The sequence below is a fragment of the Nitrosospira sp. CT genome (genome assembly GCF_059489795.1).
Map to the genome: position 1 here is coordinate 80,754 of NZ_JCAHZJ010000039.1, position 12,565 is coordinate 93,318.

General features: G+C 53.1%; 13 protein-coding genes and 1 tRNA gene. All 14 read left to right on the forward strand.

Going from position 1 to position 12,565, the window contains the following annotated elements:
- Window positions 1-59 precede the first annotated feature (59 nt).
- Entirely contained in the window at window positions 60-1,844 is a 1,785-nt protein-coding gene (locus AC52W5_RS06845; RefSeq protein ID WP_218155099.1) for a glycoside hydrolase family 2 protein, read from the forward strand.
- The gene (galT, locus tag AC52W5_RS06850) at window positions 1,845-2,927 is read left to right on the forward strand and encodes a galactose-1-phosphate uridylyltransferase (RefSeq protein ID WP_495670459.1); all 1,083 of its coding nucleotides are present in this window, start codon (window positions 1,845-1,847) and stop codon (window positions 2,925-2,927) included.
- Window positions 2,928-3,024: 97 nt separating this feature from the next.
- A complete protein-coding gene (gene galK / locus AC52W5_RS06855) occupies window positions 3,025-4,095 on the forward strand; it encodes a galactokinase (protein WP_495670460.1) in 1,071 nt (356 codons plus the stop codon).
- Window positions 4,096-4,151: 56 nt separating this feature from the next.
- Window positions 4,152-5,186, forward strand: a complete 1,035-nt coding sequence (locus AC52W5_RS06860; RefSeq protein WP_495670461.1) for a zinc-dependent alcohol dehydrogenase family protein — start codon at window positions 4,152-4,154, stop codon at window positions 5,184-5,186.
- A 243-nt stretch (window positions 5,187-5,429) separates the two neighbouring features.
- Window positions 5,430-5,506 (forward strand) — tRNA-Arg (locus AC52W5_RS06865).
- A 481-nt stretch (window positions 5,507-5,987) separates the two neighbouring features.
- A complete protein-coding gene (locus tag AC52W5_RS06870) occupies window positions 5,988-6,770 on the forward strand; it encodes a hypothetical protein (protein WP_495670462.1) in 783 nt (260 codons plus the stop codon).
- A gap of 77 nt (window positions 6,771-6,847) precedes the next feature.
- Window positions 6,848-7,069 carry a helix-turn-helix transcriptional regulator gene (locus AC52W5_RS06875; protein ID WP_495670463.1) on the forward strand — a complete coding sequence of 74 codons (222 nt, stop codon included), beginning with the start codon at window positions 6,848-6,850 and terminating at the stop codon, window positions 7,067-7,069.
- 1 nt (window position 7,070) lies between these two features.
- Window positions 7,071-7,373: a CHC2 zinc finger domain-containing protein gene (locus AC52W5_RS06880; protein WP_495670464.1), complete on the forward strand. Its 303-nt coding sequence runs from the start codon at window positions 7,071-7,073 to the stop codon at window positions 7,371-7,373.
- Window positions 7,370-9,529, forward strand: a complete 2,160-nt coding sequence (locus tag AC52W5_RS06885; protein ID WP_495670465.1) for a DUF3631 domain-containing protein — start codon at window positions 7,370-7,372, stop codon at window positions 9,527-9,529. Before AC52W5_RS06880 ends, AC52W5_RS06885 begins: the two co-directional genes overlap by 4 nt.
- Before the next feature lie 3 nt (window positions 9,530-9,532).
- A complete protein-coding gene (locus AC52W5_RS06890; RefSeq protein WP_495670466.1) occupies window positions 9,533-9,919 on the forward strand; it encodes a TubC N-terminal docking domain-related protein in 387 nt (128 codons plus the stop codon).
- A 20-nt stretch (window positions 9,920-9,939) separates the two neighbouring features.
- Window positions 9,940-10,224 (forward strand): hypothetical protein, encoded by a 285-nt coding sequence (locus AC52W5_RS06895; protein ID WP_495670467.1) that lies wholly within the window; start codon window positions 9,940-9,942, stop codon window positions 10,222-10,224.
- Window positions 10,221-10,748, forward strand: coding sequence for a hypothetical protein (locus AC52W5_RS06900; protein ID WP_495670468.1), 528 nt, complete (start codon window positions 10,221-10,223; stop codon window positions 10,746-10,748). The genes AC52W5_RS06895 and AC52W5_RS06900 overlap by 4 nt, the downstream gene beginning before the upstream one ends.
- 44 nt (window positions 10,749-10,792) lie before the next feature.
- The gene (locus AC52W5_RS06905) at window positions 10,793-11,110 is read left to right on the forward strand and encodes a hypothetical protein (RefSeq protein WP_495670469.1); all 318 of its coding nucleotides are present in this window, start codon (window positions 10,793-10,795) and stop codon (window positions 11,108-11,110) included.
- A gap of 267 nt (window positions 11,111-11,377) precedes the next feature.
- Window positions 11,378-11,851, forward strand: a complete 474-nt coding sequence (locus AC52W5_RS06910) for a hypothetical protein (protein ID WP_495670470.1) — start codon at window positions 11,378-11,380, stop codon at window positions 11,849-11,851.
- The last annotated feature ends 714 nt before the right edge of the window (window positions 11,852-12,565 follow it).

The window sequence follows — 12,565 nt, forward strand, 5'->3', positions numbered from 1 at the left end:
TTGAGTAGTTGCTCGTCGCAATGATGAGCAAGCATGCAGCGCTTTAGGAGGAGAATGCATTGAAGTTTGCTCACCCCCGACCGCAGATGCAGCGCTCCAACTGGACTCCACTCAATGGGGTCTGGCGCTTTCGCTACGATGATGCGCGTACTTTCACGCACCCCTCCCAGATCAAATCGTGGCCGATGGAAATCATCGTGCCGTTTCCGCCCGAATCCGAGGCGAGCGGAATTGGTGATCGAAGTTTTCATTCACTGTGCTGGTACGAGCGGGATTTCGATTTGGAGTCCTCTTCTTCCGATCGAATAATCCTGCATTTCGGTGCCGTGGACTACTCCGCAAAGGTATGGGTCAACGATCGTTTTGCTGCCAGTCACGAAGGGGGGCATACGCCATTCTGGGGCGACATCACCCATCTGCTTGATCCGTCGGGAAAGCAGAAGGTGACGGTACAGGTGGAGGATGACCCGCACGAGCTGGCCAAGCCGCGTGGAAAACAGGATTGGCAACTCGAACCTCATGCCATCTGGTATCCCCGTACCACCGGTATCTGGCAGACGGTCTGGATCGAGCAGGTGCCCAAAAATTACATTGAAAAGATTCGGTGGACCCCCCAGGTCGAGATATATGCGATAGGCTTCGAAGCGCGCGTAATAGGAGAAGAGGCCGACGAACTCGCAGTAGACGTATGTTTGCGCCATGGGGATCAGTTGCTCGCGCATGACCGTTATCGGGTAGTCGAACGGGAGGTAGACCGCGTAATCATATTGTCTGACCCTGGAATCGATGATTTTCGTAATGAGTTGCTGTGGAGCCCGGAACGTCCCACATTGATCGACGCGGTGGTACGGCTTATGCGCGGTGAGGAGGTGGTGGACGAGTTCGTCTCATACACCGCCATGCGTTCGGTCAACATCTTGCGCGATCGCTTTATGCTGAATGGACGCCCGTATACGCTGAGACTCGTGCTTGACCAGGGTTACTGGCCGGCGACACTGCTAGCCGCGCCGAGTGATGACGCGCTCCGCCTCGATGTGGAACTTGCAAAGGCGATGGGCTTCAACGGAGTGCGCAAGCATCAAAAGATAGAGGACCCGCGCTATCTCTATTGGGCGGATAAGCTTGGGCTGATGGTATGGGAAGAAATGCCTTCCGCATATCGTTTCACTCGCAGCGCCATCAAGAGGACGGTGCGGGAATGGACTGAGGCTATCGAGCGGGATTACAGTCATCCCTGCGTCATTGTATGGGTAACTTTCAATGAATCCTGGGGAGTACCCGAACTTACCGCGGTGGGTAAACAGCGGCACGCGGTCGAAGCGTTGTATCACTTGACGAAAACGCTAGATGCAACGCGGCCGGTAATCGGCAACGATGGGTGGGAAAGCAGCGCCACGGACATTATCGGCATTCACGATTATGACGCAAACATTGAGCACCTGCGTCAGCGTTATGGGGCGGAAATACGGCCTGAACAGTTGTTCGATCGGCGGCGTCCGGGTGGGCGGATTCTAACCCTTGATGGCTACCCGCACCGGGGCCAGCCGATCATGTTAAGCGAATTCGGTGGGATTGCTTTCGCCAAGTGCCCACAACCCGGTGTCAAGCATACCTGGGGCTATACTGTCGCACACGATGAAGAGGAATTTACTCGTATGTATACTGAGTTGATGCATACGGTGATTCACACGGCTCTCTTCGCCGGCTTTTGTTATACCCAGTTTGCCGATACCTTTCAGGAAGCGAACGGGCTGCTGTGCGCGGACCGGACGCCCAAGATTCCCGTTGAGCAGATTGCGCGCGTCACACGCGTCTCACCCACGCACATACCGGGGGGTGTTTAAGTGTATTCACTCGAGCTCACCAAGCCGGACGGGCGTCGGTTGACCCTGTATGCACGTGAGCCCGTTGATCCGGACATTGTTGCGCCCAGTCCTTTCGCTGAACCCCTGAATGCGCATCCTCACCTGAGGTGGCATCCGTTACGCGGAGAGTGGGTGACGTATGCAGCGTATCGACAGGGGCGAACGTTCCTGCCCCCGCCTGAATATAACCCGCTGGGTATAACAACTGATCCGGCTCATCCCACCGAGGTGCCCGCCGGAAACTGGGATGTGGCAGTCTTCGACAACCGCTTCCCGTCCCTGGGGCCAATAGGAGAGCTGCCCTCGCTTATCGTGCCAAGCGCGCCAGCTGTAGGGCATTGCGAGGTAGTGGTTTTCACGAAAGATGCCAAAGCTTCCCTTGGCGTCTTGCCGCTCGCTCACATCGAGTTATTGATGGAAGTATGGGCAGACCGCACCGCCGTGATGGCGCGGCGGGGAGATATAGCTTACGTATTGCCATTCGAGAACCGGGGGGCGGAGGTTGGTGTAACGCTGCACCATCCCCATGGTCAAATCTATGCCTACCCCTTGGTACCACCTGTCCCCAGCCGCATGCAGCAGGAGGCGCAACGCTACTATGAAGCGAAAGGCAAAGGAGTGCTACAGGATCTCATCACCGCCGAGCGGAAGGCTAGTGTGCGCATGCTTTATGAGGGCCCTCATGCCGTTGCCTTCGTACCGGTATGCGCGCGTTATCCATACGAGGTCTGGGTCGCGCCGACTGAACCGGTCGAAAGCTTTATCCACCTCACGCCAGATCAGCGGTCGGACCTGGCGCGGGCATTGAAAACGGTTCTGCTGAAATATGAAGGCCTCTGGCAGAGGCCTTTTCCTTACCTGATGGCCTGGTACCAGGCACCCACGGATGGGAAAGCTCATCCTGAATCACACTTGCACGCTGAATTCTACCCTCCCTATCGCACCCGTGACCGTTTGAAATATCTTGCAGGCACAGAAATCGCAGCGGGCTTCTTCGCCATGGATGCACTGCCTGAGGAGAAAGCCCGCGAGCTTCAACAGATAGAGGTGGCTGTCGAATGAATACGTCTTACCGTTCTAGCGTTACTCAATCCCAGATTCGATATCAGGTACGAAACTGGCGAAACAGGCAGCCGGGCGTGTTTTTTGCGGAGAAGGAGTGAGCAGCTTCGAGGCAATATTTGGAAATCCGCCTGAGGTCGAGGAGCGGGCGCCGGGTCGCGTCAATCTGCTGGGCGAACATACCGATTACAACGATGGTTACGTACTGCCGATTGCGATCGAGCAACAGACGAGTGTCAGCATGCGCCGCAGCAGCAGGACCCGGTATGCGTTGTATTCGGAAACGCTAGATGACATTGTTTACTTTACCCTCGGCAAATCTCCGGAGGAGCATTTCGCCACCTATGTATATGGATGCCTGATTGAGGCTCAGGCAGCGGGGGTGGAAGTCCCGGTGCTCGACATCTACATTCAATCAAACGTGCCGATGGGAGCGGGCCTTTCTTCCAGCGCAGCCTTGGAGGTGGCGGCACTGCGAGCCCTGCGGACTCTGACTGGTTTTCCTCTGGATGATGTGCGAATTGCGCAACTCGCACAGCGCGCCGAAATCCAGTATGCGGGGGTACGTTGTGGCATCATGGATCAGATGGCATCAAGCCTTGCGGGAACTAAGGAGGCCTTGTTGCTGGATACCCGCACGCTTAGGCGGAGGCTGGTTCCCTTGCCGCCCGCTTCGGCGGTGCTGGTGCTCGATTCAGGCGTTGCCCGCACACTTGCGACAAGCGGCTACAATCAACGGCGTGCTGAGTGTGAAGAGGCGGCACGCCAACTTGGGGTAAGCACACTTCGTGACGTCCAGGAAGTGTCACTGGCTGATGCTTTGCCTGAGCCCCTGCGCAGGCGAGTGCGCCATATTGTAAGCGAGAATGCGCGCGTGCTGCGGGCGGCCGAATGCGATAACGCCGAAGAGTTCGGTATGCTGATGAACGCATCTCATCTCAGTTTGAGGGACGATTACGAGGTCTCGGTTCCACAACTTGATCAACTAGTAGCGCTGCTCCAGGCTCATCCTGATGTATATGGAGCGCGGTTGACAGGAGCGGGCTTCGGCGGTGCGTGCGTCGCCTTGTGCAAGCTGGGATTATTGCAGCAAATTTCCGAAGCGGTGCTACGCGATTATTCGAGCATGGGGAAGGGACGCGTCCTCGTGCCGCCATCATTCGTGTAATAGGAACACTTTCGTAGTGACAGATTCAGCGTCTTGAACTTTCTGCTTTTTTGAGAATGGCTATACAAAACCAAAATGGCTTCATGCGGGCAATGGTGCTGGATGCGCCCCGGAAAAAGGTTCAGATGCGCTGTATCCCGCGTCCCGAGCCGGGTCCTGATCAATTATTGATCGAGATTGCGGCCTGTGCAGTTTGTCGCACCGACCTGCACGTAGTGGACGGCGAACTGCCTCATCCGAAACTGCCTATTATCCCGGGGCATGAAATCGTGGGACGCGTGATTGCATGCGGAGCGGAGGTTCGGGATTTCGCAGTGGGGGAAAGGATTGGTATTCCCTGGCTGGGCTGGACATGTGGGCGCTGCCGCTATTGTCTCAATGGGCGGGAAAATCTGTGCCCGAACGCCAGATTCACCGGTTATCAGATTGACGGCGGTTATGCGGAATATACAGTCGCAGACGCCCGCTATTGTTTTCGCATTCCAGACCGTTACAGTGACTCGGAAGCTGCCCCGCTACTATGTGCCGGGTTGATCGGCTACCGTGCACTTAAAATGACGGGCAATGCCACCCGGATAGGAATCTACGGCTTTGGCGCCGCAGCCCATATCGCGGCTCAAATTTTACGTCATCAAGGACGCAAACTATTCGCGTTCACGCGCCCAAGTGATGCGGCAGCGCAGGGATTCGCCGAAAAGATGGGCGCGGCATGGACGGGCAGTTCGGATACGATGCCACCCGAAGAACTCGACGCGGCCATCATCTTTGCTCCGGTAGGAGCTCTTGTGCCTATCGCTCTGCGCGCTATTTGCCCCGGCGGGACCGTCGTTTGCGGGGGAATTCACATGAGTGACATTCCCGCTTTTCCTTATGACATCCTGTGGCGGGAAAAACGTCTGGTTTCCGTTGCCAACCTTACCCGGCGGGACGCCGAGGAATTCTTAAAGCTGGCACCGCAAGTGCCAATCCGCGTGACTACGGAATCCTTTCCACTCAGCGAGGCGAATACGGCTTTGACAAGATTGCGGGAAGGGAAATTGACGGGTGCTGCAGTGCTCATTCCGAAAAGAGTAGACGTTTCCCTCTCCTGAGGCAGAATAGAGTTCTGGCGTTATATTGTCCAACTGTGCTTGCTCCTCTCTTCCACGCATGGACGAAGGGCAGGGGAGAGAACTCATGCAACGGGAAATATCCTGATCATAGGCGCTCCGCCATATCGTTTTTGATTCTGCAATGCAGTTTTCGGAAAAGTGCTTTGACTTGGAAGCGCACCAGTCTGATATAATGACGCACGGACTGAATATGCCAGAGTAGGTACTAGTCATAACATAGTAGCGCCCGTAGCTCAGTTGGATAGAGTACTTGGCTACGAACCAAGGGGTCGTGGGTTCGAATCCTGCCGGGCGCGCCAAGAAATCAATGGATTAGAGCAATAATGCTCTAATCCATTTTTTCTTTAGGTCCTCATGGGTAAACTTATGGGTAAACCAAGAAATTGCTGGAGTAGCATTATTTCTAGTTTAGAGATTGTTAATCCGCGGGTCCTAGGTTCGAGCCCTCGTCCGGCAGCCGATAATCAGTAAGTTAGAATCCAAAGCAAGCTTATTGAATCGAATAATCAGTCGTTATTATCCGTCTATTATCCTAGCACCTGAACAGGCCCAGAGTACGCTTCTCAATTTTCACTGCAAAATCCGCTTGACCAGAGAAACGAGAAGGGCTCAGCTTGAAAATTGCAGTAAATCAATCATTTAGCAGGGATGCAAGAGCACTACTCTCACTCTCGTTAACAAACTGCCGCTGGGAACGGTTTCGGCCCAGAGCTCGCCTGAGATGTTAGGTAAAGGATCTTTATGGGGACTAATCGCAGGTTCGTAACCTATAACCCATACTTGACTTTTTCCGATCCAGGGAATGAATTCTTCCTGACGTATCTTGACCACCTGGAGTTGGACGAAGACATTACCGCCCTTTTTGAGCTGGGGAGAGACGCCTACTCACGGCTGACTCCCGTGCGGTCCCAAGAGCATCTTGAGGAACTTATTTCCGCTTATTTCGAATTCATTGAATCAATGCGCGAGGCGTTGAAAAGGGCGAAATTCAGATGGTCTGCATCATCGAGAAATGACGACATCGAGAACTATTGGAATAGAGCCTCAGACGAAATCATATTGCTGAATATTCTGCATGATCACTTACTATTTGGGATAAATAGCAGACTTTTAAAACCACGGACTTTAAGAAAAATATTTTTGATTCAAACACTCGTAGAAATAGACAACGCCATTTATCGGAAGGTCGATTGGAAACAGCCGATCTCTAGCGCAATTGCAGCGGCTTTCGCTCTGTCGAATGCCACAGCACTAGAAATGGGGGAAAGAGTGGCTCAATCGGTAAAGACAGAGTTTGCTTATCGAGGAGTAAACGCGTGGAAAAATCGCGATCCTAAGCAGAAGGAAAAGAACTTTGTTTTCCAATGCTGGCAGCGCTGGCAACAAATTCCTTATTCATATCCATCAAAAGCCGCGTTTGCTAGAGATATGTTGAGCAAATGCGAGCACCTAACTAGCCAGAAGAAAATAGAAGACTGGTGTCGAGAATGGGAAGCCAAAACGGAACCCCTCCGGCTCAGTGAGCATCTATCCCGTCCGAAACTCACCAACCAAGAAGAGTGACATAGCAAGCCGGCGGTATAACGGCTACGATTTTCCCGTCGACCAAGTGGGTCTATATTGGACGGGAATAGCTCTCAATGCATCATCTTCCAGAACTCGGGTTCCTCCGCGAGTCCGATATTATCGGGGATCCAAACTCCGTACCACCAAAACCAGCTGTAATTCCCGTTAGCAGATCGACTTGGTGGGCTGGCGTCAAATCAGGACGCTTTCCGCAGCCGGTAAAACTCGGACCGCGTGTAACCGCGTGGCGTGTAGAGGACATCCGCGCTTTGATCAAATCCTTCTCGAGGGTGTGACATGAGATACGCGAATGCCACGCGGAGTAAATTGCCCTTCAAGCGTGATCTGCTCCCCAAGCCCGCTGAATATTTCAAGTCTCAGGGACTGAAACTGACCGGCGGGGGCGAATGGAAGAGTGCCCTCTGCCCTTTCCATGATGACACCAGGCCAAGCCTGAGGATTCGCCTTGATTCAGGTGGTTTTCGTTGCATGGTTTGTGGTGCCCATGGCGGTGATGTTCTGGCCTTCCACAGGCAACGCTATGGGCTAGGCTTTGTTGCAGCGGTTAAGCAACTGGGCGCATGGGAGACTGAGCGATGAGCCCATCACCAGAGCAAATACGCGAAGCCGCTCACAATTTCACCAGCAATGCCGAAATAGCAAATGCGGATGAAAAGGCACTCCACACCTACACCGATGCATCTGGCAATCCATTGTATTGGCGCATTCGCCTTAAAAATACAGCAACCGGCGAAAAATGGATCAGGCCGTTCCACTTTGACGGGCAAAAATTCGTTTTGGGCGAGCCGCCTGCTCCAGAGGCAGGCAAGCCCTTATATGCACTCGATTTGCTGGCCCTTCATCCCACTGCGCTGATTCTGGTTGTAGAGGGAGAAAAAGTGGCAGACGCCTTGAATAAGGCATTCAAGAAATGGAATGTGGAATCGCAATACGTTGCCACAACATCCGGGGGAGCAGGTAGCGCAGCATCCGCGAACTGGACAGCGCTGGCAGGACGACGCACTGTCATATCACCGGATAACGACGATGCAGGTAAAAAATATGCATCGGATGTGGCGGCAGCCCTACAGCATAAAGCAGCTTCCGTAATGTTACTCGACCCAGCTGCTTTGAATCTGCCAAAGGGAGGCGATGCATTCGACTGGTTGCAGCGGGAGGATGCGAGCGCATCGTTACTGATGCTACTGCTTGGCTCCAGTTGCCTGAACCCGTATGAGTCTATTTCTGGAGATTCTCAAAGCCCTGATTCCATTCTCCCCGGTGCAACCCAGAAAAACGCGGAGAAAGAACTCCAGGACGAGATAGACAAACTCCTTGCCATGTCGCCACTCGAGTATGAGCGTACCTATAAGGAAGTCGCCAAAAGGTTGGGGATGCGCCCCCTGGTACTCGAGCGGGAGGTTAAGGCAGCGAGATCCAGAAAAGCTGAAGAGCAAGGCAATGGCGAGATGTTTCCCGAAGTGGAGCCGTGGGACTCCCCGGTGGACGCGGGTGAGATTCTGTCCGGGTTGGCAGAAGCCTTCCGACGCTATGCGGTGCTGCCTCCCCATGCTGCTGAGGCATTGGCTTTATGGTGTGCTTTCACATGGTTTTGCGAGGCATCGCATATTGCGCCATTGCTGATCCTCCGCTCTCCAGAAAAAGGGTGTGGTAAATCCACTGTTCTCAGCATTATCACGCGCCTCGTTTACAGGCCTCTGCCGCTGTCCGGAATAACCGCTGCTGTGTTGTTTCGTATGGCAGATAGATATCGCCCGACAGTCTTGATCGACGAAGGCGACACCTTCCTGAACAACAAGAATCAGGAAATGCACGGCATTCTCAATTGCGGACATAGCCGGCACGCACCCTATATCTGGAGGTGTGTGGGCGATGACCATGAACTTCAGTATTTTAATGTGTTTGGGCCCAAGGCGATCGCGCTTATCGGACACACCCGTGACACATTGCACGACCGCGCGGTGGAAGTTGAACTCATGCGCAAGTTGCCACACGAGAAAGTATCACGCTTGCGCAATGGTGATGGCAGGGAACTGGAAGAATTGGCCCACAAGCTCGCTCGATTAGCGATGGATCGCCTTGATGACTTTGCCGAAATGAAGCCCAATTTACCCGAGAGCCTGCCTGACAGACAGGCAGACAACTGGGAGCCATTGCTTGCCGTAGCCATGCTGGCAGGTGACGATTGGCTAGGAAAAGCAACAGAGGCAGCAGTGGCATTGACCAAAAGCAAGGAGCAGTCAGCTCCGATGTCAGTGGGCGTGGAATTGCTGAGAGACTGTTATGAGATTATCAAGACGAGAGGATGGCGCAGATTCTGGGACAAAGATTTGTTGAAAGAACTTCGTGATCATCCGGAAGCGGACTGGGGGATTTACAATCGGGGCAAGCCCATAACCCGTAAACAACTTCGCGAATCTCTGGCGGAGTTTGGAATTACCAAGAAATCGGTTCGGGGGAAAGAGGTATGCCGAGGCTACAAGATGGAAGAGTTTGAGGAGGCCTTTTCCCGCTATTGCGTTTCAATTCCCGAAGACGCCACGGAAAACGTTACAACGTTACAACCCAATATTAATGCGGCTTCCCATGTAACAGATGGTGTAACAGTTACACAGGTTTCATCTGTTACATCCAAACCCAATACTGACGCGGGTTGTAACAATGTAACAGAAATTTCCGAGGGTAAAACCACACCGATCCAAAGCCCTTCCAAAGGTTCAAGTTTGAGGATTTGATTCATGGGCGCGCCGGATCTGATACTTCAACTGCGGCAAGCCGGGTATTCGATTAGGGCAGATGGTAATTATCTGGATATTTCTCCTGCTGATGATTTGCCCTCCGATTTAATTCATCAACTCAAGCAGCATAAACCCGAGATACTTGCTGCCCTGCACCTCGAGCAGCAACAGGAATTAAGGCGAAAGAGCGTCTTGGCCCTGCTGGCATCCGACCCGAACATGAAGCGCGCGATCCATGTCGATAGCGATAGCGACCCGGATAACGTCATTCTTGCGATAGCAATCAGACACCTTGCCACATTCGAGATGCAAGTACCCAAGGCGAACTTCGATCCGTGGCAATTGCTCGCACTCATTGATAAAACGGGGATGGACGATGTTCATTAAGAAGGAAAAATAGGATTGGAATGCGAAATGACGATGAGGCCAGCGTAAATTATTTGCCGGAAGCTCTTGAGGGGCAAAGAAAACTGCTTGCCCCTACCCCCCCTAAAATCGACCTCCGCGATGCCCATGCCTTAAGGCGGGAACTTGCTTCTGTTTATCGGGATATGCGCGCTGGCAGGATCGAAACACAGGAAGGGACCCGGCTCGCTTACGTTCTTGATCTGATCCGTAAGGCGTTCGAAACCGAGGACATAAAGAGACGTATCGAACTCATCGAGCAGACTCTCGAACGGAGGAAGTCATGAACGATCCAACGTCAAAAATGTACGCTCAGCTCACGCCCGCAGAACTTGGCACACTGGCAGTGAAGTACATGGTTGCCGGAGATGAGCGTGAGCTAGGGAGAATCAAGAGCGCTTGTCCTCTTAAGACTTACACAAGGCAGGACAGCACCTATATCGACAGGATAGAAGATTTCTTACGGCTGGCGAATGCCTGGGGGCTGCTCTACTGGCAATACCAACATGAACGGATGCGAGCAGCTCTTTGCATGTCGATTGCACTATTGAGAGGAATAGAAACGGAAGAAGCGGAGCACGAAATGGAAAGCCGCCGCTTTATATTGAATTTCGCTGAGAGCTGTCTCCTCGCAATGGATGTCGCCCTTGATGAAGTTTGCGCTGCTCATGGCTTTGATGCTGCGGATGCGCGGAAAATAGTAGATGCTAAAGTCTTTGTACCGTGTAAAAGCAGTCAAGCCGTACCGGATACTGAAACCATCTTAAAGGTTAAAGAATTATTGCTTTGCATTCTGCAGGACAAGAATTGAAACCGGTACAGGTAAGAATGCGAAAGAAGAACAGTCCTGCTTAATTGGCCATCGTTGCCAAGACGCGGGCCTTGATCCATACTTTCGTCACTACTTTTCAGAACAAAGCACCGGAACTCAAGGATGTCAGATACAACTTCAACAGAAGAGAATTCATCGGACGATTGGGTGTGCCCGTTGACCGGGGAGCGTTTCAGCGCCGCGCAAGTGAAGGAATGGGACGAGCTGCACGAGCAGGTGAGGCAATAGCTCGTCGCGGCATGCTCATCCAGTCCCTTATATCGAGCGAGAGCCGAGAAAGACCCAGAATACTGGAACACGTTCTCACCGGGGGCGTACACTTGTATTGCAAGGATCGTTAAGTCGGTCATTTTCACGCCAAACCCAAAAAGCCACCTTCCAAGGTGGCTTTTCTGTTTCTAGACTCCCAAGATCGCAGATTCGCGCGATCACTGGCGCAATTGCCGCCAGGTGGAAGACCCCCCTGAAATCGTCATCGTCGAGAACATGGACGATCCGGCCGTTCCCGAAGCCGTGCGCATGGAAAATGTCCTCCAGGTGTCGGGTGGAGCAAGCGGTACCCGCGCACCTTCATCGCGGGCAACAGGGTCTACATCATTGCGTCAGAGATGCGAAGCGAGAAGGATGTGGTCGAGGCCCTGTTCCATGAATCGCCCGGACACTTGGGATTGCGCAACCTCTTTGGCGAGGAGCTGCTGCGAATACTGAAACAGGTGGCCACATTGCGCCGTAGCGACTTGGAAGCCATGGCAAAAACACTACGAGCTGAATATCAAGATCGAGACCCACCGGCTGAAAGCAGCGGAAGAGGTGCTCACACACCTGGCGCAGCCCCGATCCGAGAGCAGTTCGTCAAGCGGGCGATTGCCGCGATCAGGAAGTGGCTGCGCGAGAATGTTCCGGGTTTCAAGAAGTTGAAGCTCTCGGACAGCGAGATCATCGAGAACTACCTGCTGCCAGCACGAAGATTTGTGGAAGGCACGGCGGAAAAACGCAAAGGCCGCGATTGGCTTGCGAACTCAGCCGCGTCCAATCGCGGCAGCCTCAAGCCAAGGCGACCCTTGACGCTACGTCAGTGCTAACTGGGCAGCCGAGTAGTCCGGTTTCCCATGTACACGAACAGCCCACTCACTGGCGTAATGCCAGATTCGCCCAAATGGCTCAAGGTGTCAAGGGGAGGCAACTCTAGATGTGCTTCTAGGGTACGATGCGGGGATGGAAATAGAAACGCCGGTGCATGTTAAGGGGGCCTCAACTGACTTGGGGAATGATCCCCCAATCTCGACCACACCTGCTCACCGACTTAACGGCAGATTCGCGCAAATGATTAAAGTTGTCAAGGGCAAGGCAAACCGTAGATGTACATCTACGGTACAAGTTGCAGTCGTTGGAAATAGGAACGCAGCGTCATTAAGGGGGCCGACAAGACTTGGTTTCCCAAGCTCGGAAGCACACCTACCCGCTGCGTAGGCGATAGATTCCATCTGATAACTTAGGGTGTCAAGGGCTAGGTTGCCACATTGTCCAGAGCTAGTCCCTATCGGCTCAAGAATTTACGTGGTAGCGCGTGAGCCGGAAGCTGAACCGTGCTGATCCATATAACGACAGGAAAGAATTGCTTGAGCGAGAATGCAATCAGGGCACTTAGGAAAATTAGGGCTAAAAGTAATATAAGATGTAGTAGTCGCGATCCCATCAGACAGTTCCCGATTTGACTGGTGCAGTTGTCAGATCAGATTCAACTGTTCAGTAAAGTGATTTTATCGTTCCACACCTCCTTTCCGTCAATTAATGTT

Bases quoted from the DNA above. Each gene is read 5' to 3' on its own strand.
- AC52W5_RS06860 (WP_495670461.1), top strand. From the start codon at position 4,152: ATGGCTATACAAAACCAAAATGGCTTCATGCGGGCAATGGTGCTGGAT.
- AC52W5_RS06875 (WP_495670463.1), top strand. From the start codon at position 6,848: ATGCATCATCTTCCAGAACTCGGGTTCCTCCGCGAGTCCGATATTATC.
- AC52W5_RS06880 (WP_495670464.1), top strand. From the start codon at position 7,071: ATGAGATACGCGAATGCCACGCGGAGTAAATTGCCCTTCAAGCGTGAT.
- AC52W5_RS06885 (WP_495670465.1), top strand. From the start codon at position 7,370: ATGAGCCCATCACCAGAGCAAATACGCGAAGCCGCTCACAATTTCACC.
- AC52W5_RS06890 (WP_495670466.1), top strand. From the start codon at position 9,533: ATGGGCGCGCCGGATCTGATACTTCAACTGCGGCAAGCCGGGTATTCG.
- AC52W5_RS06895 (WP_495670467.1), top strand. From the start codon at position 9,940: ATGCGAAATGACGATGAGGCCAGCGTAAATTATTTGCCGGAAGCTCTT.
- AC52W5_RS06900 (WP_495670468.1), top strand. From the start codon at position 10,221: ATGAACGATCCAACGTCAAAAATGTACGCTCAGCTCACGCCCGCAGAA.
- AC52W5_RS06910 (WP_495670470.1), top strand. From the start codon at position 11,378: ATGCGAAGCGAGAAGGATGTGGTCGAGGCCCTGTTCCATGAATCGCCC.